This is a genomic window from Pseudomonas sp. GV047, from assembly GCF_003058245.1.
Taxonomy (GTDB): domain Bacteria; phylum Pseudomonadota; class Gammaproteobacteria; order Pseudomonadales; family Pseudomonadaceae; genus Aquipseudomonas; species Aquipseudomonas marginalis.
Map to the genome: position 1 here is coordinate 281,496 of NZ_QCWA01000005.1, position 20,881 is coordinate 302,376.

The 20,881-nt window shown below is 61.9% G+C and carries 19 protein-coding genes and 1 other RNA gene; 12 read left to right on the forward strand and 8 right to left on the reverse strand.

Annotated elements, in window-relative coordinates; all coding sequences use genetic code 11:
* Positions 1 to 173 precede the first annotated feature (173 nt).
* Complete coding sequence (locus C8K58_RS15055; RefSeq protein ID WP_108573897.1) at positions 174 to 2,903, forward strand: LuxR C-terminal-related transcriptional regulator; 2,730 nt, start codon at positions 174 to 176, stop codon at positions 2,901 to 2,903.
* Positions 2,904 to 2,915: 12 nt separating this feature from the next.
* Here C8K58_RS15055 and C8K58_RS15060 read toward each other — a convergent pair whose 3' ends face one another.
* Genes C8K58_RS15060 through C8K58_RS15075 form a run of 4 tightly spaced genes read right to left on the reverse strand, consistent with a single transcriptional unit; the run spans position 2,916 to position 6,361 of the window.
* Entirely contained in the window at positions 2,916 to 3,476 is a 561-nt protein-coding gene (locus tag C8K58_RS15060; protein ID WP_108573898.1) for a membrane integrity-associated transporter subunit PqiC, read from the reverse strand.
* 17 nt (positions 3,477 to 3,493) lie between these two features.
* On the reverse strand, positions 3,494 to 5,149 hold the full coding sequence (locus C8K58_RS15065; RefSeq protein WP_108573899.1) for an intermembrane transport protein PqiB: 1,656 nt from the start codon (positions 5,147 to 5,149) through the stop codon (positions 3,494 to 3,496).
* The gene (locus C8K58_RS15070; RefSeq protein WP_108573900.1) at positions 5,130 to 5,774 is read right to left on the reverse strand and encodes a paraquat-inducible protein A; all 645 of its coding nucleotides are present in this window, start codon (positions 5,772 to 5,774) and stop codon (positions 5,130 to 5,132) included. Before C8K58_RS15070 ends, C8K58_RS15065 begins: the two co-directional genes overlap by 20 nt.
* A complete protein-coding gene (locus C8K58_RS15075) occupies positions 5,771 to 6,361 on the reverse strand; it encodes a paraquat-inducible protein A (protein WP_027604773.1) in 591 nt (196 codons plus the stop codon). Before C8K58_RS15075 ends, C8K58_RS15070 begins: the two co-directional genes overlap by 4 nt.
* Positions 6,362 to 6,505: 144 nt before the next feature.
* Between C8K58_RS15075 and C8K58_RS15080 the strand changes: the two genes are divergently transcribed.
* Positions 6,506 to 7,150: an MBL fold metallo-hydrolase gene (locus C8K58_RS15080; RefSeq protein WP_092356165.1), complete on the forward strand. Its 645-nt coding sequence runs from the start codon at positions 6,506 to 6,508 to the stop codon at positions 7,148 to 7,150.
* 214 nt (positions 7,151 to 7,364) lie between these two features.
* Positions 7,365 to 8,138 (forward strand): OmpA family lipoprotein, encoded by a 774-nt coding sequence (locus C8K58_RS15085; RefSeq protein ID WP_027604771.1) that lies wholly within the window; start codon positions 7,365 to 7,367, stop codon positions 8,136 to 8,138.
* A gap of 64 nt (positions 8,139 to 8,202) precedes the next feature.
* On the opposite strand, the gene C8K58_RS15090 is transcribed toward C8K58_RS15085, so the two are convergent.
* From C8K58_RS15090 to C8K58_RS15105, 4 genes are all read right to left on the reverse strand, one after another.
* Positions 8,203 to 8,784, reverse strand: a complete 582-nt coding sequence (locus C8K58_RS15090) for a BON domain-containing protein (RefSeq protein ID WP_027604770.1) — start codon at positions 8,782 to 8,784, stop codon at positions 8,203 to 8,205.
* Positions 8,781 to 9,374 carry a phosphoheptose isomerase gene (locus C8K58_RS15095; protein ID WP_007904374.1) on the reverse strand — a complete coding sequence of 198 codons (594 nt, stop codon included), beginning with the start codon at positions 9,372 to 9,374 and terminating at the stop codon, positions 8,781 to 8,783. Before C8K58_RS15095 ends, C8K58_RS15090 begins: the two co-directional genes overlap by 4 nt.
* A 92-nt stretch (positions 9,375 to 9,466) precedes the next feature.
* Positions 9,467 to 9,838: a YraN family protein gene (locus C8K58_RS15100; RefSeq protein WP_027604769.1), complete on the reverse strand. Its 372-nt coding sequence runs from the start codon at positions 9,836 to 9,838 to the stop codon at positions 9,467 to 9,469.
* Entirely contained in the window at positions 9,838 to 11,649 is a 1,812-nt protein-coding gene (locus tag C8K58_RS15105) for a penicillin-binding protein activator (protein WP_027604768.1), read from the reverse strand. The genes C8K58_RS15100 and C8K58_RS15105 overlap by 1 nt, the downstream gene beginning before the upstream one ends.
* Positions 11,650 to 11,858: 209 nt before the next feature.
* On the opposite strand from C8K58_RS15105, the gene rsmI reads away from it, so the two are divergent.
* The 9 genes from rsmI (at position 11,859) to mraY (ending at position 20,875) form a co-directional block, all read left to right on the forward strand.
* Positions 11,859 to 12,731, forward strand: a complete 873-nt coding sequence (gene rsmI / locus C8K58_RS15110; RefSeq protein WP_027604767.1) for a 16S rRNA (cytidine(1402)-2'-O)-methyltransferase — start codon at positions 11,859 to 11,861, stop codon at positions 12,729 to 12,731.
* Between the two features lie 96 nt (positions 12,732 to 12,827).
* An RNA gene (gene rnpB, locus C8K58_RS15115) (RNase P RNA component class A) lies at positions 12,828 to 13,181 on the forward strand.
* Positions 13,182 to 13,535: 354 nt separating this feature from the next.
* Complete coding sequence (gene mraZ, locus C8K58_RS15120; protein ID WP_003171868.1) at positions 13,536 to 13,991, forward strand: division/cell wall cluster transcriptional repressor MraZ; 456 nt, start codon at positions 13,536 to 13,538, stop codon at positions 13,989 to 13,991.
* Positions 13,988 to 14,935 carry a 16S rRNA (cytosine(1402)-N(4))-methyltransferase RsmH gene (gene rsmH / locus C8K58_RS15125; protein WP_010213048.1) on the forward strand — a complete coding sequence of 316 codons (948 nt, stop codon included), beginning with the start codon at positions 13,988 to 13,990 and terminating at the stop codon, positions 14,933 to 14,935. The genes mraZ and rsmH overlap by 4 nt, the downstream gene beginning before the upstream one ends.
* Positions 14,932 to 15,225, forward strand: a complete 294-nt coding sequence (ftsL, locus tag C8K58_RS15130; protein ID WP_093205264.1) for a cell division protein FtsL — start codon at positions 14,932 to 14,934, stop codon at positions 15,223 to 15,225. The genes rsmH and ftsL overlap by 4 nt, the downstream gene beginning before the upstream one ends.
* Positions 15,225 to 16,967 carry a penicillin-binding protein 2 gene (locus tag C8K58_RS15135; RefSeq protein ID WP_162844256.1) on the forward strand — a complete coding sequence of 581 codons (1,743 nt, stop codon included), beginning with the start codon at positions 15,225 to 15,227 and terminating at the stop codon, positions 16,965 to 16,967. The genes ftsL and C8K58_RS15135 overlap by 1 nt, the downstream gene beginning before the upstream one ends.
* Positions 16,967 to 18,430, forward strand: coding sequence for a UDP-N-acetylmuramoyl-L-alanyl-D-glutamate--2,6-diaminopimelate ligase (locus tag C8K58_RS15140; RefSeq protein ID WP_108573901.1), 1,464 nt, complete (start codon positions 16,967 to 16,969; stop codon positions 18,428 to 18,430). Before C8K58_RS15135 ends, C8K58_RS15140 begins: the two co-directional genes overlap by 1 nt.
* Positions 18,423 to 19,793 (forward strand): UDP-N-acetylmuramoyl-tripeptide--D-alanyl-D-alanine ligase, encoded by a 1,371-nt coding sequence (gene murF, locus C8K58_RS15145; protein ID WP_098480360.1) that lies wholly within the window; start codon positions 18,423 to 18,425, stop codon positions 19,791 to 19,793. The genes C8K58_RS15140 and murF overlap by 8 nt, the downstream gene beginning before the upstream one ends.
* Positions 19,793 to 20,875, forward strand: coding sequence for a phospho-N-acetylmuramoyl-pentapeptide-transferase (mraY, locus tag C8K58_RS15150; RefSeq protein ID WP_003171875.1), 1,083 nt, complete (start codon positions 19,793 to 19,795; stop codon positions 20,873 to 20,875). Before murF ends, mraY begins: the two co-directional genes overlap by 1 nt.
* The last annotated feature ends 6 nt before the right edge of the window (positions 20,876 to 20,881 follow it).

Below are 20,881 nucleotides of genomic sequence, written 5' to 3' on the forward strand. Positions count from 1 at the left end.
GACTGATCCGCCTCTATCGGGAGCAAGCCCCCTTCCACTTTTTGTTTGCGGTGATATTTCTTGTCTCAGTTCTTTTTCAGGCAAATGTTGCAAAGATCTACAAACCCGCCGCTTTTACCGCTAGTCTGCGGACATCTGCAATGCCGACAACAGCCTTCTACAAGAGCCCGGCGATGACTGATCTGTCCCGAATCCAAGGGCCTGCCAGCCGGATAATCCCGACCCTGGAAGGTCGCTTCTACAGGCCCCCGCTGCCTGATGGCTACGTGCTGCGCCCGCGCCTGTGTGAACGGCTGGGCACCGGCCTGGAGGGGCGGTTGCTGCTGGTCTGCGCACCGGCCGGGTTCGGCAAGAGTTCGTTGGCGGTGGAGTTCTGCCAGGGCCTGCCGGCTCACTGGCACAGCCTGTGGCTAGGCCTGAGCCCACGGGACAACGACCCGGGGCGTTTTCTTGAGCGCCTGCTCGAAGGGTTGCAGCACTACTTCCCGGCACTCGGCACCCAATCCCTGGGCTTGCTGAAAATGCGCCAGCGTCACCAACCCTTTGCGTTTGAAGAGTGGCTCGACGGCCTGCTCGATGAGCTGACCGTGCACCTGTCCACCCGTGCGCCATTATTGCTGGTGCTGGATGACTACCATCTGGCCCAGGGGCCGGTGCTGGACCGTTGCCTGCAATTCTTTCTCAACCATTTGCCCGATGGCCTGGTGGTGCTGGTCACCAGTCGCCAGCGCCCGGACTGGCATCTGGCGCGATTGCGGTTGTCACGGCATTTGCTGGAGTTGCACGAGCAAGACCTGCGCCTGACCCATGCCGAATCCCAGGCGTTGCTGGATCGCCACAGCAGCTCCTTGAGTGGTGAAGCCCTCGACAATCTCATTCGCCGCAGCGAAGGCTGGGTGGCCGGCCTGCGCTTTTGGCTGCTGGCGGCTTCCGAAGCCGGCAGCGAGGACGCCTTGCCACAAAGCCTGCACGGTGGGGAAGGGCTGATCCGCGACTACCTGCTGGAAGAAGTGATCGACTGCCTGCCACCCGAAGTGCAGGCGTTCCTGTTCGACACCGCGCCCCAGGAGCGTTTTTGCAGCGAGTTGTGCGATGCCGTGCGCGAAGCCCATGACAGCGCCGAGATCCTGCGTTACCTGCAAGCCCACCAGGTGTTCCTGGTGCCCCTGGACGAGCAGGGGCACTGGTACCGTTATCACCATTTGTTCTCCGACCTACTGCGCACCCGTCGCGCGAGCAGCAATGTCTTGCCGGCCGCCAGCCTGCATCTGCGCGCGTGCCGCTGGTTCAACGCCCAGGGCTTGATCGACGAGGCGGTGGAGCAGGCGTTGCGTGCCGGGCACCTCGACGTGGCGGCCAACCTGGTGCAGAACCTGTCTGAAGAACAACTGCTGGCCGAGCAGAATGTCGGCATGTTGCTGCGCTGGAAAATGGACTTGCCCGACAGCCTGCTGATCAGCACGCCGCGCCTGATTGTGCTGTACAGCTGGGCGTTGGCACTGGCCTGCCAGTTGGATGCGGCGCAGGAGCTGTCCGCGTACCTCAGTCGCTTCCTGCCGGCGCCCTCGGCCACCGCACAGCGCTCGATGCTGGCCCAGTGGCTGGCGCTGAGCGGGATTATCGCCCGCGGTCGAGGTGACCGTGAATTGACGCAGCGCTATTGCAGCGAGGCGTTGGACAGCCTGCCGCAACGGCGTTACGGCCAGCGCCTGGTGTGCCTGTCGACCCTGTCCAACCTGGCCATTGCCGACGGCGATTTGTGGCGCGCCCGTGGCCTGAACCGCGAATCCCTGGAACTGGCGCAGCGCGTCGGCAACCCGCTGTTCGAAGCCCTGGCCCATTACGACCGTGCACGGGTGCTGCAGGCCCGTGGCGAAATCCTGCGCGCCCTCGACGAGGTGCGCCAGGGCCTGCAGCGCCTACACGGCCTGGCACCGCAGCGACTGTATGCGGTGCGTGCGCGGCTGTCGCTCTACGAAGGCTATTTGCTGTTGGTGCGCAACCAGCCCGAAACCGGCATTGCCCTCCTGCGCGCAGGCCTGGCCGAGGCGCGGGCCTGTCGCGATATCAGCGTGCTGATCGGCCATTGCGTGATCGCCAGCTTCGAAGGGCGGCGCCATGACTTTCCCAAAGCCTTCGCCGAACTCGCCGAAGCCGAGCGCCTGATGCATATCTGGGATGTGCCGCCGATCTACTACCTGGCGATGATTACCCTGATCAAGTGCGAACTGTGGCTGGCCCAGGGGCGCACCGATCTGGCGGATGCCTGGCTGACGCGGCTGGGGCAGACTTACCACGGCGAACAGGCCGCCGCTGCACCGGAATTCCATCCGCACTTGCCGCAGCATATCGGGCTGCAACAAGCCGCCCTCGATGCCGTGCGCCATCAGCCCCTGGCGGCGCTGGAGCGGCTCGAAGCACTGGCGCAACAGGCCCACGACAGTGGGCGCCAGATGATTGCCCTGATGGCGCTGACCCAGCAGGCGCAGTTGCTGCTGGAGTGCGGTCAGGAAGCCAGGGCGCGGCCGGTGCTGGCCCAGGCGCTTGAGGCGGGCGCCGGGGGCGCGTTACAGCCGTTCCAGCGTTTGTTGGACGGGTATCCGGACTGGATGCGCGAGCAATTGGGTAAAGACCCCCAAGGTGTGCTGCACCAGAGCCTGCTCGCGCTTCTCCCGGCGGTCGTGACGCCCGAGGTCACGACCGGCCACGAAACCCTGAGCACGCGCGAGCTGGCGGTCCTGCAACTGATCGCCCAAGGCTGCTCCAACCAGGAAATCAGCAACCAGCTGTTTATCTCCCTGCACACCGTCAAGACCCACGCCAGCCACATCAACAGCAAACTTGGCGTGGAGCGACGCACCCAGGCCGTGGCGCGAGCCAAGGCGATGGGCTTGCTGGCGTGAGTGCCGGGCGGTTTACGGTGCCGTCGGGCACTGGCCGGCTGACCTGTCGACCGCCTGGCTGACCTGCGCGGCAAAGCGCTTGAGATTGTTTTGATGGGCGAGCACCACGTTGTCGATGCTCGGCCCGGCGGGCGACTGCAACGTGGTCCGGCAGGTCAGCGGTGGGCGCTCGGTGCCCCCGGCCGGGCGCAGGCGCCATTTGACGTCGAGCAGCGCGTACTGGCCGGGCACTGAGTCAAAGCGCTGCACTTCAAGACGCAACAACATCGATTGCCGAGGGTTGCTGTTGGCCAGTTGGTCCACCAGCGCACTCCTCAGCTCATCCGCGAGGCTCGCGGCCCACCACTGGGTTTCCAGGATCGCCACGCCGCTGTCGCCCTGGCGAATCACGATCTGCGGTCGGTCGACCTGGGGGGGAACGGTGATGCTTTCGATCCGGATGCTGCCTGCGTCGGCTCCCGTGGCCGTATTCCAGTGCGCCGGTGTCAGCGTATGAAAGGTAATCGGCGTACTGCTGCACGCCGCCAGCAACAGCAGCATGCCGACCACTGTGATTTTCAACGGAAACGTCATGGCGCTTGCTCCAGGGGTCATTTGCGTGGAGGTCCTTGCAGGTCCAGGGGCGCGGCGTTGTCGGGACGGCCGCGAATCAGCGATTCCGGGTGACGGCCCAGGTAGTCCGACAGTTCGCGCAGGGAACGCGACATGCGCCCCAGTTCATCCAGGGTCTGGGTCAGCTGCTCACGCTGCGGTGAGTCCTCGGCCAGGGTCGAACTGGCCGATTGCAGCGTCTTGCTCACGTCAGCCAGGGTGCTCTGCACGCCGGGCAGGGTCTTGGCATTGAATTGGGTCAGGCCTTTGCGCAGCTCGACCAGGTTGCTGTCGAGGTTGCCGGCAATGCGTTCGATCGGCAGTTGGTTGATCTTGTTGACGATGCTCTCGAGTTTTTCCTGCAGTTGCTCGAGGTTGCCGGGAATGGTTGGAATGCTGACAGGGCGCAGGCTGGGGTCAAATTTGACCTTCTCGGCTTTCGGGTAGAAGTCCAGCGCGATGTATAACTGGCCGGTCAACAGGTTGCCGCTGCGCGCCTGGGCGCGCAGGCCATTTTCGATGAACGAGCCGATCAGCCGTACGCCGGCGGCCTCATCGTTGGGGTCATGGTTCATGACCTTGAGCAGTTTGGTGTGGGCCTGCCCGAGCAACTGTGGATAGATCACGATACCGACGTTGAGTGGGAAGCTGCGTTTACTGGCATCGAAGTCCAGGTTGATCGACACCACCTTGCCAAACTCGACGCCGAGGAACTCCACCGGCGCCCCGACCTTGAGCCCGCGCAATGCCTGGTCGAAGCGCAGGGCCATGTATTGCCCCTCGCCATTGGGTGGGGCGAGGGCGCTGTCCTGGTCGTCGAAGAGCTCAAAGGTACGTGCCTCGTCGGCCGGTTTGTCGTTGGGGCTGTACGGCGGTGCCCGAAAGGCGATGCCGCCGACCAGCATGGACGAAAGCGATTCGGTCTTCAGCGCGAAGCCATTGGCGCCGACGCTCAGGTCAACCCCGCTGGCGTTCCAGAAACGCGTGTTTTCGGTGACATAGGCATCATTGGGCGCATGCACGAACACCTCGACGTTGACACCCTTGCCTTCGGCATCCAACTCGTAGGCCACCACCTGGCCGACCTCGATTTTGCGGTAGTACACCGGTGAGCCGATATCCAGCGAACCAAGGGTCTGCGTGTGCAGCGTGAAACGCTTGCCCGGTTCGCCGTAGGTGATGGGCGGCGGGTTTTCCAGGCCTTTGAACTGCTTGGCACGGGTCTCCGATTGGCCGATGTCGGCACCGATGTAGTCGCCGGAGAGCAGGGTGTCGATGCCGGATACGCCGCCGGCGCCGATACGCGGGCGCACCACCCAGAACTGCGAATCGGCGCGGGTGAAGCTTTCGGCCTGCTTGGCCAGTTGAACCGTGGCGTTGACGCTTTTCTGGTCGTCGCTCAAGGCGACGTCGGTCACCTGGCCGATCACCACGTTGCGGTACTTGACCTCGGTTTTGTTCGCGGTCAGACCGCTGCCGGTCTTGAAATTGAGGGTGATGGTCGGGCCCTGCTGGAGGACGCTGTGTACCACCAGCGAAATCCCCACCAGCACCGCGACGATCGGCACGATCCACACCAGCGAAACGCTGAAGCGCCGTGTCTTGATCGCAGGCGATCCTGGGGCTTGCGGGGTGTCAGTGGGATGTGACGTCATCCGCGGTCTCCTTGTTGTGTGGGGTTTCCCAGATCAGCCTCGGGTCGAAGCTCATGGCGGCCAGCATGGTAAACACCACCACCAGGCCGAAAAACAGGATACCCAGGCGCGGCTCGATGGTGCCCAGGGCCTGGAACTTCACCAGTGCGGCCACCAGCGCGACCACGATGACATCCAGCATGGACCAGTAGCCAATCAGTTCGACGAAGCGGAACAGCTTCGAACGTTCCTTGCGTGCCCAACGGCTATTGCGCTGCACGGTGACCAGCAGCAGGGCCAGGGACACAAACTTGATGCCGGGCACTGCGATGCTGGCGATGAAAATAATCAGCGCGATGTCCCACGCGCCGTGCTGCCAGAACTCCAGCACCCCGCTCATGATGGTGCTGTCCGCCCCCGAGCCGAGCATGCTGGTGTTCATCACGGGCAGGAGATTGGCCGGCACATAGAACGCCAGCGCGGTGAGCATGTAGGCCCAGGTGCGCGTCAGGGAATTGACCTTGCGCCGGTGCAAGGGCGCGCCGCAGCGCTCGCATTCGGTCGGCCCGGCGCGCAGGTCGCAGGACAATCCGCAGCTGTGACAGAGGCACAGGCCGAGCTCGCTGGCCGTCGGCGGTGTGCTCATACGCTGTCCCACAGGTCGCGCACATCACGCCCGGCAATGCGGATCAGCAACAGGCTGAGCACGGCCAGGGCAAACAGGCCGGTGCCGGGGATCACATCAAGCATGCCGGCCAGCTTGAACACCGCCACCATTGCCCCGAGCAGGCACACCTCCAGCATGCTCCAGGGCCTGAGTGCCTCCAGCCAACGCATGCACAATCGGAACGCCGGTGAGCGCTTGCCCGCGAGGGCGAAACTCAAGACCCACATCAGCAGCAGCAACTGGAACACCGGCGCGATGATGATGGAAATGGCCGCCACCAAGGCGATAAACGTGATCGGCCCCAGGCTCAGCGCTACCACCGAATCCCATAGCGTGGCGCTGCTTTTCAGGCCTTGCAGGCTGATACTCATCACGGGATAGAAATTGGCGAACGTCCACAGCACCGCAGCCGTCAGCGTCAGGGCGAGACGCTGTTGCACGGTCAGGCCGTTGTAGCGCTGGAGCACGCCTGCGCAACGTATGCAGTGGGCTTTTTGATGTTTGGCGAGCGTGACTTTTTCGTACACACAGTCGCAGTGCTCGCAGATGATCAGTTGATTCGCCATGGGGATCGCTCCAACGCGGCACGGTGGCGGGGGCCTGGGTTGTTTTTCGATGGCGTGGGCAAGCTTAGCAGTCGCTGCTCTTCAGGTCTGGCAGCGCGTCAACCATACTGTGCGGAATATGCCATAGCGCCCGCAGGAGCATCGATGAATATTGAAAAAGCCGCGCTGATCCGCGAAACCTTCCCGGTCGGCCCGTTGCAGTGCAACTGCACGATCATTGGCGACCCCATTACCAAGAAGGCCATCGTGGTCGACCCGGGTGGCAATCATGAACTGATCCTGGCGCGCCTCGATGCCCTGGGCCTGAAAGTGGTGAGCATCATCCACACCCATGCCCATCTCGATCACTTCCTGGCCTCGGGGCAATTGAAGGAAAAGACCGGTGCAACCCTGCACCTGCACAAGGAAGACCAGTTTCTCTGGGACAACCTGGAGATGCAGTGCCAGATGTTTGGTGTGCCCTACACGCCGGTGCCGTCGCCGGATCGCTGGCTGGCCGATGATGAGGAGTTGGCCTGCGGGTGCGGTGTGGCGCTGCATACACCGGGGCACACGCCCGGCTCGATGAGCTTCTGGTTTGCCGATGCCAAGCTGCTGATTGCCGGGGACACGCTGTTTCGGCGCGGTGTTGGGCGTACGGATTTGTGGGGGGGGGACCAGGCGACGATCGTGCGTTCGATCAAGCAACGGCTCTACACGCTGGACGAGGGCGCTACGGTGGTGACCGGCCATGGCCCGGACACGCGCCTGGGTGACGAGATGCGTGAGAACCCATTTGTGCGGGCGTGAAGCAATGGTTCGAACGGCAATCCGCTGTAGCAAAAACTCAGGCCGCGTTCAGCATGTGTCTGCTACGGTTTCTGTAGCAACGCAAGCCCCGAATGTTTTGTTACAGCTCGGGGCGTGCACACGGAATTTTTACCGTTTGTCGCGTTCCAAACTCGGCACGGGTCCATTGCCAATGTCCTTTGCACCACAGAATGCAAAAGTAGGAGCTCCCTTCATGTTCACTCCGCGTCGTCTGCTTGTTGTCGCTACCGCCGTAGCCCTGTTGTCCGGCTGCGCTTCACCTAATCCTTATGGCGGTGGCAGCCAGGGACAGGCGAATAATGAATCCAGCGGTATGAGCAAGACCGCCAAGTACGGTGGCCTGGGTGCCCTGGCCGGTGCACTGGCGGGTGCTGCCATCGACCATAACAACCGTGGCAAGGGCGCGCTGATCGGTGCCGTGGTTGCAGGTGCCGGCGCCGCGGGTTACGGCTACTACGCTGACCAGCAGGAAAAGAAACTGCGTGAGAGCATGGCCAATACCGGGGTTGAAGTTCAGCGCCAGGGCGACCAGATCAAGCTGATCATGCCGGGTAACATCACCTTCGCCACCAACTCGGACGCGATCTCCAGCAGCTTCTACCAGCCGCTGAACAACCTGGCCAACTCCCTCAAGCAGTTCAACCAGAACACCATCCAGATCGTCGGTTACACCGACAGCACCGGCAGCCGCCAACTGAACATGGACCTGTCCCAGCGCCGTGCCCAGAGCGTGGCCAACTACCTGACGTCCCAAGGCGTCAATGGTGCCAACCTCAGTGCACGCGGTGCCGGCCCGGATAACCCGATAGCCAGCAACGCCGACGTGAACGGTCGTGCGCAGAACCGTCGTGTAGAAGTGAACCTCGGCCCGATCCCCGGCCAGCAGTACGGCCAGCCTGGCGCGCAGCAACAAGCGCCGCAGCAGAACAACCAGTTCCAGGGCAACCCGTACCAGCAATACCAATAATCGCTGGTCACTAAAAAGGGCGCCATGCAGTGAATGCATGGCGCCCTTTTTATGGCCGCTTACATCAATCGATGTACTCGAACACCTTGACGATCTTCTGCACGCCGGATACGCCCTGCACCAGGTTGGCTGCGCGCGTGGCTTCCGCCTGGGTCAGCAGGCCCATCAGGTAGACGATGCCGTTATCGGTGACCACTTTGATCCGCGAGCCGGGAATCGCGTTGTCGGTCAGCATCTGCGCCTTGATCTTGGTTGTCAGCAGGGCATCGTTGCTGATGGCCAGCAGGGTGATCGGGTCCATGACCTGCAATTCGTTGTGGACCTTCTTGACCCGCTGTACGGCCGAGGCCGCCTGTTCGGCCTGGGCCTTGAGGTCGGCGCGTGGCGTTTGGCCTGCGAGCAGTACCACGCCGTTGAAGCTGGTCACGACGATGCGTGAAGCACCGTTGCCCAGGTCCGTGGCGGCTTTGGCAATGTTGACTTCGACCTTGGTTTCGATCAGCGAGTCATCAATCTTGCTGCCGAAGGTGCGGGTGCCCTTGTCATCCTGAATAGGGGTGTCACGTGTCGCAGTGATTGCCGTGCTGCAGCCGCTGATGCCGAGGCACAACGTAATGGCCAAAAGGCCGAGGCGGTTAACGGTCATTCTTCACTCCCAAACAGTTGGCTGTCGATCAGATCGCACAGGCAATGGATCGCCAGCAGGTGGACTTCCTGAATACGTGCGGTGACATTGGCCGGGACGCGAATCTCCACATCTTCGGGCAGCAGCAGCGAGGCCATGCCGCCGCCGTCGCGTCCGGTCAATGCTACGACAATCATTTCGCGATCATGTGCGGCCTGGATCGCTTGAATAATATTCGCCGAGTTGCCGCTGGTGGAGATCGCCAGCAGCACATCGCCTGGTTGGCCCAGGGCGCGGATCTGCTTGGAGAAGATTTCGTTGTAGCTGTAGTCGTTGGCGATCGAGGTGATCGTCGACGAATCGGTGGTCAAGGCGATGGCCGGCAGGCTCGGGCGCTCACGTTCGAAGCGGTTGAGCAGTTCGGACGAAAAATGCTGGGCATCGCCGGCCGAACCGCCGTTGCCGCACGAAAGCATTTTGCCTTCGTTGAGCAAGGCATTGACCATGACCTGACTGGCTTGCTCGATGTGCGGTGCAAGTACGTCCATCGCCTGTTGCTTGGTGTCGATGCTGGCCTGGAAAAGCTGGCGAATTCTGGATTGCATGTCCATCTGTGTGACCTTAAGTAGCGCGGCTGTTTGGCACAGGAATGTGCAGCCCGCAAAGCAAAGAGCAAAAGTGTGTGGTGAAGATGTCCGGTGAATCAGCTGTCGAAGGCATTTTGCAGCCAGTTCAGATCAACCTGACCAGACGGGGTGCTTTCCATGGCAACCACATCGAAACGGCAGGGGGCGTCGGCCCAGCGATGCTCTTGTTGCAGGAAAAACTGCGCAGCGAGTATCAGCTTCTGACGCTTGCGCCCGTCGATACTGGCGAGCGCGCCACCCCATTGTGCGTGTTTTCTGTAGCGGACTTCGACGAATACTACTGTATCGCCGTCAAGCATGACCAGATCAAGCTCGCCGCGTTTACACAACCAGTTCTGCGCCAGCAGGCGCAGACCCTGTTGTTGCAAGTGTTTCAATGCTTGAAGTTCGGCATCCTTGCCGCTTTGTGCAGTAGACCGCTCCGGCATCAGCGCGGGGTGTCCGGCAGGCGCTGGATCTCGCCGCCGACGAACTTCGCCCATGGCATCTGGCGATCGACGCGCTGGTTGGTGCTGATGCCCAGGTTGCCCGAGAGGCCGTCAATGCGTGTATCCGGCAGTGCCTTCAACTGGCCCAGGCGCGGGGCCAGGCGGTAGGCGTCGACGCCCATCGCATACAGGCGGCCAAGGCTGCCATTGGCTTGCGGCCATTGTGCGGCAACCTGGTTACGCAGCGGGTCGGTGGTGTTGAGCAGCCAAGGGGTTTCGCAGAACATCACGTTGGTCATGTCCAGGTACTGGTTCTTGTCACCGCTGGCGCTGAATACGTGGGACGTGGCGTACACCGGCACATCACCGGCGTACTGGAAGTTCAGGGTCGGCTTGATCTGCTGGGCCAGTTGCGGGGTAACGGCCAGGAAGATGAACTCGATGTCCTGGCGACGTGACGGCTGTGCCGCTACGTCTGTGCCCACTGTGCTTTGCAGGCTCTTGGCGCGACCTTCGCTTTTACGCAGTTGGAACAGGTCGGCAATTTGCTGGGCGAGGGCGACCGGCTGGTCGACATACTCGACACCGACAACCGTGCCACCGTTGGCTTCCCAATCCTGGCGGAAGGCCTTGTAGACACGCTCGCCCCACTCGCCACGGGGCACCATGGCAGCGGCGCGGTGCAGGCCATCGGCACGGGCGCGGCGCGACACCTCGCGGGCTTCGTCTTCAGCGGCCAGGCCGAACTGGAACAATTGCGCCGGGCCCTGATCGGTCTCGCTGTAGTTCAACGCCAGCGTGGTGATCGGTAGCTGAGGGCGCGTGCTGAGCTGCTTGACCAATGGCTTCTCCAGCGGACCAACTACCAATTGCACGCCTGCAGCCTGGGCCTTGGCATAGAAGTCGTCGATGGAGGCCAGGCGCGAGCTGTCATAGAACTCGATGACCGGTGGCTTCTGCCCGGCTTGTTCAGCCTGGTAGTGCGCCGCCATGAAACCTTCGCGCAGGGCCTTGCCGACGGAGGCCAGCGGGCCTTCCTGGGGCAGCAGCAGGGCGATCTTGTTCAAGGGCTGGCTGGCCAGCTCCTTGAGCTTGGTCAGCGGGGTTGGCAGTTGCACGGCGGCCGGGTGGCCCGGGTTTTGTGCGCGCCAAGTGTCGATAGCGGCCTGCTGTTGCTCAAGCGTACCGGCGCCCTTGACGGCTTGGGCCAGGGTGATCCAGCCGTCCAGGGTCGGGTTGCCGCTGGCTTGCAGTTGTTCCGCAGGCAGTGCGGCAATCAAGGTCCAGATGGCTTCGTGATTGCTTTTGGCGGCATCGCCGCTGAGCAATGGCGCCATGGCAACGCGCTCGCGGGCAGCGGCCAGGGTCTGGCCATCGGCTTCATAAGCGCGGGCGTGCACGGTGCCGGTGCGGATCTGCTGTTCGGTCGGCAGCTCCTTCAGGCTTTGCAGGCTCGGATGGTTCAAGGCGGTCAACGCGGCCTTGGGCTGGTTGCGCGTCATGGCCAATTCGGCAGCCAGGGTGCTGGCAAAGACTTGCGCGGCTGGCTTGAGGACATCCAGGGACACTTGCGCAAGAATCTGCGACGAGCGGCCAGGGTTGTTCTGGCGGTAGGCCATGTCTGCCGCACTCAGGCGCAGCAACGCGGCCTTTTCTGGCGTCTTGGCGGTGGTGGCCTGTTCGAGCAGTTGCTCGATACTGGCGTCCGGGGTCCGTGGAAGGTCGCCAAGGCTGGACGAGGGCGAGCTGGCGCAAGCGGCCAGTAAGGCAGCGAGGCAGAGGGCGGAGAGCAGCCGCAGGCAAGCGATCATGTAAGTGTTCCTGATACCGATCAAATTAGCGTGGAATTGTACCCAAGCACTGGCCCAGGCGCGATGTTACTGGCGTGAAACCGTCGATTTAGGTCGTGCAAGTGGTGCGATCAGCCATGCACGGCTGAAAAGCCATCGGCCGTGATGGCATATTTTCAAGGCGCCTACGCGCTACAATATGGCTTTTGCCAACCATCGAGGTGTGCGCTTTGACTGCTCCAGGTCCTTTGAATTCCACTGCAGGCTCGCTTTTTGTCGTGGCGACGCCCATTGGCAACCTGGACGACATCAGTGCCCGGGCGCTGAAAGTGTTGCGCGAGGTTAAATTGATTGCGGCGGAAGACACTCGACACTCCCAGCGTTTGATGCAGCATTTTGGTATCAGCACGCCATTGGCGGCTTGTCACGAGCATAACGAGCGCGAAGAAGGCAGTCGCTTTATCGTGCGGTTGTTGGCGGGCGACGATGTGGCGCTGATCTCGGACGCGGGTACGCCGCTGATCTCCGACCCTGGGTACCATCTGGTCCGCCAGGCGCGTGCCGCAGGTATCAATGTAGTGCCTGTTCCAGGCGCGTGCGCGCTGATCGCTGCATTGTCGGCGGCAGGCCTGCCGTCGGACCGTTTTATTTTCGAAGGTTTCCTGCCGGCCAAGGCCGTGGGGCGTCGTGCGCGTCTACAGGCATTGAAAGAAGAGCCGCGCACGCTGATCTTCTACGAAGCGCCTCATCGTATTCTTGAATGCCTGCAGGATATGGAACTGGTGTTCGGCGGCGAGCGCCTGGCCCTGCTGGCCCGTGAGCTGACCAAAACCTTCGAAACCCTCAAGGGCCTGCCGCTGGAAGCGCTGCGCGCGTTCGTCGAGGGCGACAGTAATCAGCAGCGCGGCGAGTGCGTGGTGTTGGTGGCGGGCTGGACCGCGCCGGAAAATGAAGAGGCCGTCGGCAGCGAGGCCATGCGTATCCTCGACCTGCTGCTCAAGGAGATGCCGCTCAAGCGCGCTGCGGCGTTGGCGGCGGAAATTACCGGCGTGCGCAAGAATGTGTTGTATCAAGTCGCGCTGGATAAACAGAAAGCCGAATAGTTCCGGGGGTAAACCGGTATTCCGTCCGAACGTGATGGCAATGCTGCACTTTTAATACTTGTCCTGAAGCCGTCGTGCCGTTAACCTGCGCGGCGGAGAGTCGATTGGACAGTCGCTGCCCTCTATGAAAATTAGGGGGGGGAGGAAAGTCCGGGCTCCATAGGGCGAAGTGCCAGGTAATGCCTGGGAGGCGTGAGCCTACGGAAAGTGCCACAGAAAATAACCGCCTAAGCACTTCGGTGCCGGTAAGGGTGAAAAGGTGCGGTAAGAGCGCACCGCACGACTGGCAACAGTTCGTGGCTAGGTAAACCCCACTTGGAGCAAGACCAAATAGGGTCCCAAGGCGTGGCCCGCGCTGGGACCGGGTAGGTTGCTAAAGATGTCCAGTGATGGCCATCGTAGACGAATGACTGTTCAAGACAGAACCCGGCTTACAGATCGACTCTCCACCTTTTTCCTTCTGTCCGAATCTCGGGCAGAAAACCGGTAGTAGCGCAAGAATCCCTCCCTGCCAAATCATTGGCAGATGCATCTTCGTAATACCAAAAAAATCTTACTCTTAATAAATCACTTTAACTTTGATCTGTAGCTCTTTGAGCTATCTGTGCTTGTCGAGCCAAAAACACCGCCGAACTCTGGTTTCTCCTCCTTTTACGCTCCTAAATCTCCGATCTGTAAGGCTTTTCCTTGAATCCGCGCCTTGACGGTGTGGTGGGCGCATTCCTATAGTGTGCGCAAGTGGCGGAAAGTGGCACAAAGTGGGTTTTTTGAACGTAAAACGCTAAAATTTGGAGAAGCGCATCTGTGTTTCGCGGAGCTAACGCTATCAGTCTCGATGCAAAAGGCCGTCTCGCCATGCCGAGCCGGTATCGTGACGAGCTGATTTCGCGAAGTTCCGGACAGTTGATCATCACAATCGATGCCGTTGACCCTTGTTTATGTGTTTACCCCCTCGATGAGTGGGAGTTGATTGAGACCAAGTTGCGTGCCTTGCCTTCATTGCGTGAAGAAAACCGCCGTCTGCAGCGTTTGCTGATTGGTAATGCCGTCGACCTCGAACTCGATGGCAGTGGTCGTTTCCTGGTGCCCCCGCGTTTGCGCGAGTACGCCAAGCTGGATAAGCGCGCAATGCTGGTCGGCCAACTGAACAAGTTCCAATTGTGGGACGAAGATGCCTGGGATGCTGTTTCTGCAGCTGACCTGGCTGCTATTCAACAACCGGGCGCCATGCCTGATGAACTGCGTGATTTGATCCTGTGACTATTGATAGCGGCTTTAACCACATCACCGTACTGCTTGACGAAGCCGTTGAGGCTCTCGCCGTACGCGCGGATGGCTGCTATCTGGACGGTACCTTTGGCAGGGGCGGGCATAGCCGGTTGATCCTCAGCCAGCTCGGGCCCGACGGCAAACTCCTCGGGTTCGACAAAGACCCCCAAGCGATTGCCACCGGGCAAGCGCTAGCGGCCGAAGACGGCCGCTTTGTCGTTGTGCAGCGCAGCTTTGCCGAGCTGGGTGCCGAAGTCGCCGAGCGTGGCATGGCGGGCAAGGTGGCCGGGGTTTTGCTCGACCTGGGCGTGTCTTCGCCGCAGCTCGATGACCCGGAGCGCGGCTTCAGCTTCATGAACGACGGCCCCCTCGACATGCGCATGGACCCTACCCGTGGCGTCAGTGCCGCGCAGTTCATTGCCACTGCGCCGGTGGAAGAAATCGCCCGTGTGTTCAAGGAATACGGTGAAGAGCGCTTCGCCGGCCGCATGGCCCGTGCCGTGGTGGAGCGCCGCGAAATCCAGCCGTTCGAGCGCACCGCCGACTTGGCCGAAGTGCTGAAAGTCGCCAACCCCGCGTGGGAAAAGGGCAAGAACCCGGCGACCCGCGCGTTCCAGGGCCTGCGTATCCACGTCAACAACGAATTGGGCGACCTGGAGGCTGGCCTCGAGGCCGCCCTCGAGGCGCTGGAAGTAGGCGGTCGCCTGGTGGTGATCAGTTTCCACTCCCTGGAAGACCGCATCGTCAAGCTGTTCATGCGCCGCCTGGTCAAGGGCGAGTCCGACAACCTGCCGCGCAACCTGCCGGTACGTTTCGAAGCCTTTGTGCCGAAAATCAAAATCCATGGCAAAGCGCAGTTCGCTTCCGAAGCCGAACTCAAGGCCAACCCACGTTCCCGTAGCGCCGTCATGCGCGTCGCGGAGAAGCTGCGGTGAGCAAGCTTTTCGCCAAGCCCCTCCCGGGCGGCAGCTTCTTTATATTGCTGCTGTTTGTCGGCGTGCTGGTGTCCGCAATTGCGGTGTCCTACAGCGCCCATTACAACCGCCAACTGCTCAACACCCTCTATGGGGAATTGAGCGTGCGTGACAAGGCGCAGGCGGAGTGGGGCCGTTTGATCCTCGAGCAAAGCACCTGGACGGCCCATAGCCGTATCGAAGTGCTGGCCACCGAACAGCTGAAAATGCACATCCCGGGCGCGGCCGAAGTGCGCATGGTGGCGCCATGATGAAGCTTGAAGGCGCACTCTACCCATGGCGCTTTCGCCTGATGCTCGGCTTGCTGGCATTGATGGTGGGTGCGATTGCCTGGCGGATCATCGACCTGCAAGTGGTCGACCGTGACTTCCTGATCGGCCAGGGCGATGCCCGTAGCCTGCGTCATATCCAGATCCCTGCGCACCGTGGCCTGATCACCGACCGTAACGGCGAGCCGTTGGCGGTGAGTACCCCGGTGACCACCCTGTGGGCCAACGCCAAGGAATTGCAGGTTGCCAAGGACAAGTGGCCGCAACTGGCTGCCGCCCTGGGCCAGGATCCGAAAGCCTTGGCTGAGCGCCTCGAGGCCCAGGCAAATAAAGAATTTATCTACCTCGTTCGCGGCCTTACCCCCGAACAAGGGCAGCAGGTGCTCGACCTTAAAGTCCCCGGTGTCTACGGCATCGAGGAGTTCCGTCGTTTCTACCCGGCCGGTGAAACCACTGCCCATATGGTCGGCTTTACCGACATTGACGATCATGGTCGTGAAGGTGTGGAACTCGCCTACGATGAATGGCTGGCTGGGGTGCCGGGGAAACGACAGGTCATCAAGGATCGGCGCGGCAGGTTGATCAAGGATGTCCAAGTCACCAAAAACGCCAAGGCCGGAAAGCCCTTGGCGTTGTCGATTGACCTGCGCCTGCAATACCTGGCCAACCGTGAGCTGCGTAACGCGATCATCGAGAACGGCGCCAAGGCCGGCAGCCTGGTGATCATGGACGTGAAGACCGGCGAGATCCTCGCCATGGTCAACCAGCCGACCTACAACCCGAACAACCGTCGCAACCTGCAACCGGCGATGATGCGTAACCGCGCGATGATCGACGTGTTCGAGCCGGGCTCGACCATGAAAGCCATCTCCATGAGTGCCGCCCTGGAAACCGGACGCTGGAAACCCAGCGACAAGGTCGAGGTGTATCCGGGTACGTTGCAGCTGGGTAAATACACCATTCGCGACGTGTCCCGTACTGAAGGTCCGGTGCTGGATTTGACAGGTATCCTGATCAACTCCAGTAACGTGGGCATGAGTAAGGTCGCCTTCGATATCGGTGGTGAAACCATCTACCACCTGGCGCAGAAGATCGGCCTGGGGCAACCCACCGGCCTGGATTTCCCGGGTGAGCGCGTCGGCAACCTGCCCAACTACCGCGACTGGAAAAAAGCCGAGACCGCCACGCTTTCCTACGGCTACGGCCTGTCGGTGACCGCCATCCAGCTGGCCCATGCCTTCTCCGTGCTGGCCAATAACGGACGCATGGTGCCGCTGAGCCTGATCCACGTCGACGAAGCGCCGAAAGCCACCCAGGTGATCCCGGAAAACGTCGCCAAGACCATGCAGGGCATGCTGCAACAAGTGATCGAAGCACCGCGCGGCGTATTCCGTGCCCAGGTGCCGGCGTATCACGTGGCCGGCAAGTCCGGTACCGCGCGTAAGACGTCGGTGGGCACCAAGGGCTACGCCGAAAACTCCTACCGCTCGCTGTTCGCCGGCTTCGGCCCGATGAGCGATCCGCGCTACGCCATCGTCGTTGTGATCGATGAGCCGAGCAAAGCCGGTTACTTCGGTGGCCTGGTATCGGCGCCGGTGTTCAGCAAAGTGATGTCCGGCACCCTGCGCCTGATGAACATCACCCCGGATAACCTGCCGCCGACCCAACAAGCGAATGCCGGACCACCGGCCGCTGCAGTAAAAGCCAATGGAGGGCGCGGCTGATGTCTCTTAGCCTGAACAAGATTTTTGCCCACGCCGGCCGCGATCTGCTGATTCGCGAGTTGACCCTGGACAGCCGTAACGTGCGCGCTGGCGACCTGTTCCTGGCGGTGCCGGGCGGCAAGTACGATGGCCGTGCGCACATCGCCGACGCTCTGCAGCGCGGCGCGGCTGCCGTGGCCTATGAAGTCGAAGGCGCCACGGTGCTGCCGATCACCGACGTGCCGCTGATCCCGGTCAAGGGGCTGGCCAAGCAACTGTCCGATATTGCCGGGCGTTTTTACGGCGACCCGAGCCGCCACCTCAATCTGGTGGGCGTGACGGGTACCAACGGCAAGACCAGCGTGACCCAATTGGTCGCCCAGGCCCTTGACCTGCTGGGCCAGCACTGCGGCATCGTCGGCACCCTGGGTACCGGTTTTTATGGCGCGCTGCAAAGCGGCCTGCATACCACGCCGAACCCCATCGCCGTGCAAGCGACCCTGGCCGACCTGAAAAAGGCCGGTGCCAAGGCGATTGCCATGGAAGTGTCGTCCCACGGTCTGGACCAGGGCCGCGTCACCGCCCTGGCCTTTGATGTGGCAGTGATGACCAACCTGTCCCGCGATCACCTTGATTATCACGGCACCATGGAGGCGTACGCCGCCGCCAAGGCCAAGCTGTTTGCCTGGAATGACCTCAAGTGCCGGGTGATCAACCTGGACGACGCTTTTGGTCGCCAACTGGCGGCCCAAGACAGCGAAGCGCGCCTGATCACCTACAGCCTGGAAGACGCCGGCGCGTACCTGTATTGCCGCGAAGCCCAATTCAATGACGAAGGCGTGCGCGCCACACTGGTCACGCCTCAGGGCGAGCACCACTTGCGCAGCAGCCTGCTCGGGCGTTTCAACCTGAGCAATGTGCTTGCCGCCATCGGCGCGCTGCTCGGCCTGGATTACGCACTGGACGAGATTCTCAAGGTGCTGCCGAAGCTGGAAGGCCCGGCCGGTCGCATGCAGCGCCTGGGGGGCGGTACGCAGCCGCTGGTGGTGGTTGACTACGCCCATACCCCGGATGCGCTGGAAAAAGTCCTCGAAGCCCTGCGCCCTCACGCCAAGGGCAAGTTGCTCTGCCTGTTCGGCTGTGGCGGTGATCGTGATCGCGGCAAGCGGCCGTTGATGGCCGAGATCGTCGAACGCCTGGCCGATGGTGTGCTCGTCACCGACGACAACCCGCGCAGCGAAGACCCAGGCCGGATTTTCGATGACATTCGCACCGGCTTCAAAGATGCATCCAAGGCCACTTTCGTCGCCGGTCGCGGCGCGGCAATCGCCCGGTTGATCGCCAGCGCCAGTGCTGACGACGTGGTCGTGCTGGCCGGTAAGGGGCACGAGGATTACCAGGAAATCAATGGCGAGCGTCATGCCTTCTCCGATCTGGTCGAGGCCGATCATGCCTTGACCGCCTGGGAGGTTGCCCATGCTTAAGGCGATGACGTTCAGCGAACTGACCCAGGCCCTGTCGGCACGCGTACTGTCGAGCGATTGCAGCTTCAGCGGCGTGAGCATCGACAGCCGCGCGATCCAGCCGGGGCAACTGTTTGTCGCCCTGGCCGGCCCGCGTTTCGACGGTCACGACTACCTGAACGAAGTCGCCGCCAAAGGCGCCGCAGGTGCCTTGGTGCAGCGCGAAGTGGCTGATTCCACCTTGCCGCAACTGCTGGTCGCCGACACCCGCCTGGCCCTCGGCCAATTGGGGGCGCTGAACCGTGCCGCTTTCGATAAGCCCGTTGCCGCCATCACCGGCTCCAGCGGCAAGACCACGGTCAAGGAACTGCTCGCCGGTATCCTGCGTACGCGCGGCCCCGTGCTGGCCACCCGTGGCAACCTGAACAATGATTTCGGCGCTCCGCTGACCCTGCTCGAACTCGCCCCGGAACACACGGCGGCGGTGATCGAACTGGGTGCCTCGCGCATCGGCGAAATTGCCTACACCGTGGCGCTGACCAAGCCCCACGTCGCCATTATCAATAACGCCGGTACGGCCCACGTCGGCGAGTTCGGTGGCCCGGAAAAAATCGTCGAGGCCAAGGGGGAAATCCTCGAGGGCCTCGCTGCATCGGGCACCGCAGTCTTGAACCTGGACGACAAGGCCTTCGAGACCTGGCGTGTACGCGCCGCCGGTCGCAAGGTCCTGACGTTTGCCGTGCTTAACGCCGCGGCTGATTTCCATGCCTCCGACATCACCGTCGATGCCCGTGGCTGCCCGTCCTTCACGTTGCACACCCCGCAAGGTAGCGAGCACGTGCAACTGAATTTGCTCGGCAACCATAACGTCGCCAATGCCCTGGCCGCTGCGGCTGCGGCTGGCGCCTTGGGCGTGTCGCTGTTCGGTATCGCCACGGGCCTGGGCGCGGTGCAGCCGGTCAAGGGCCGCACTGTTGCGCAACTGGCGAGCAACGGCATGCGTGTGATCGATGACACCTATAACGCCAACCCATCGTCCGTCAACGCCGCTGTCGACCTGCTCAAAGGTTTCGATGGGCGCAAGGTACTGGTGTTGGGCGATATCGGCGAGTTGGGCGACTGGGCTGAACAAGGTCATCGTGAAGTCGGGGCCTATGCCACCGGTAAAGTCGACGCCCTCTACGCCGTCGGCCCGAACATGGCCCATGCCGTGGCTGCCTTCGGCCCCGGTGCGCGACATTTCGCCACCCAGGCCGAGTTGATCCAGGCACTGGGCGTGGCAGAACAAGACAAACACACAACCATTTTGATCAAGGGATCGCGCAGCGCGGTGATGGAAAACGTCGTCGCGGCCTTGTGTGGCTCAAGTACGGAGAAACATTAATGCTGCTGCTGCTGGCTGAGTATCTGCAACAGTTCCACAAAGGCTTCGCGGTCTTTCAGTACCTGACCCTGCGCGGGATCCTGGGTGTGCTGACCGCGCTGTCTTTGTCGCTGTTTTTAGGGCCGTGGATGATCCGCACCCTGCAGAACCTGCAAATTGGTCAATCGGTTCGTAATGACGGCCCGCAGTCGCACCTGTCCAAGTCCGGCACCCCCACCATGGGCGGCGCGCTGATCCTGTCGTCCATCGGTATCAGCACCTTGCTGTGGGCCGACCTGCACAACCGCTACGTATGGGTGGTGCTGCTGGTGACCCTGCTGTTCGGCGCCATCGGCTGGGTCGATGACTACCGCAAAGTGATCGAGAAAAACTCCAAGGGGCTGCCAAGCCGCTGGAAGTATTTCTGGCAGTCGGTGTTCGGCCTTGCCGCCGCGATCTTCCTCTACACCACGGCGCCAAGCGCGGTGGAAACCACCTTGATCATCCCGATGCTCAAGGATGCCAGCATCCCGTTGGGCATCGGCTTCGTGGTGCTGACCTACTTCGTGATCGTCGGCTCCAGCAACGCGGTGAACCTGACCGACGGCCTCGACGGCCTGGCGATCATGCCGACGGTGATGGTAGGCGGCGCCCTGGGTATCTTCTGCTACCTGTCGGGTAACGTGAAATTCGCTGAATACCTGCTGATCCCCTACGTACCGGGCGCGGGTGAGCTGATCGTGTTCTGCGGTGCCTTGATCGGTGCCGGCCTGGGGTTCCTGTGGTTCAACACCTACCCCGCGCAAGTCTTCATGGGCGACGTCGGCGCACTGGCGCTGGGCGCGGCACTGGGCACCATCGCGGTGATCGTTCGCCAGGAAATCGTGTTGTTCATCATGGGCGGCGTGTTCGTGATGGAAACCCTGTCGGTGGTCATCCAGGTGGCGTCCTTCAAGTTGACCGGGCGCCGCGTGTTCCGCATGGCGCCGATTCACCACCACTTTGAACTCAAGGGCTGGCCTGAGCCGCGTGTGATTGTCCGTTTCTGGATCATCACCGTGATTCTGGTCCTGGTCGGCCTTGCCACCCTGAAACTGAGGTAGAAACGA

What these genes read in the sequence shown, in the direction of transcription:
- C8K58_RS15135 (WP_162844256.1), top strand. Translation starts at nt 15,225, where the DNA reads ATGAAGCTTGAAGGCGCACTCTACCCATGGCGCTTTCGCCTGATGCTC.
- C8K58_RS15075 (WP_027604773.1), bottom strand. Translation starts at nt 6,361, where the DNA reads ATGGCGAATCAACTGATCATCTGCGAGCACTGCGACTGTGTGTACGAA.
- C8K58_RS15100 (WP_027604769.1), bottom strand. Translation starts at nt 9,838, where the DNA reads ATGCCGGAGCGGTCTACTGCACAAAGCGGCAAGGATGCCGAACTTCAA.
- C8K58_RS15070 (WP_108573900.1), bottom strand. Translation starts at nt 5,774, where the DNA reads ATGAGCACACCGCCGACGGCCAGCGAGCTCGGCCTGTGCCTCTGTCAC.
- C8K58_RS15105 (WP_027604768.1), bottom strand. Translation starts at nt 11,649, where the DNA reads ATGATCGCTTGCCTGCGGCTGCTCTCCGCCCTCTGCCTCGCTGCCTTA.
- C8K58_RS15095 (WP_007904374.1), bottom strand. Translation starts at nt 9,374, where the DNA reads ATGGACATGCAATCCAGAATTCGCCAGCTTTTCCAGGCCAGCATCGAC.
- C8K58_RS15085 (WP_027604771.1), top strand. Translation starts at nt 7,365, where the DNA reads ATGTTCACTCCGCGTCGTCTGCTTGTTGTCGCTACCGCCGTAGCCCTG.
- C8K58_RS15140 (WP_108573901.1), top strand. Translation starts at nt 16,967, where the DNA reads ATGTCTCTTAGCCTGAACAAGATTTTTGCCCACGCCGGCCGCGATCTG.
- C8K58_RS15090 (WP_027604770.1), bottom strand. Translation starts at nt 8,784, where the DNA reads ATGACCGTTAACCGCCTCGGCCTTTTGGCCATTACGTTGTGCCTCGGC.
- C8K58_RS15060 (WP_108573898.1), bottom strand. Translation starts at nt 3,476, where the DNA reads ATGACGTTTCCGTTGAAAATCACAGTGGTCGGCATGCTGCTGTTGCTG.
- murF (WP_098480360.1), top strand. Translation starts at nt 18,423, where the DNA reads ATGCTTAAGGCGATGACGTTCAGCGAACTGACCCAGGCCCTGTCGGCA.
- mraY (WP_003171875.1), top strand. Translation starts at nt 19,793, where the DNA reads ATGCTGCTGCTGCTGGCTGAGTATCTGCAACAGTTCCACAAAGGCTTC.
- C8K58_RS15055 (WP_108573897.1), top strand. Translation starts at nt 174, where the DNA reads ATGACTGATCTGTCCCGAATCCAAGGGCCTGCCAGCCGGATAATCCCG.
- C8K58_RS15080 (WP_092356165.1), top strand. Translation starts at nt 6,506, where the DNA reads ATGAATATTGAAAAAGCCGCGCTGATCCGCGAAACCTTCCCGGTCGGC.
- C8K58_RS15065 (WP_108573899.1), bottom strand. Translation starts at nt 5,149, where the DNA reads ATGACGTCACATCCCACTGACACCCCGCAAGCCCCAGGATCGCCTGCG.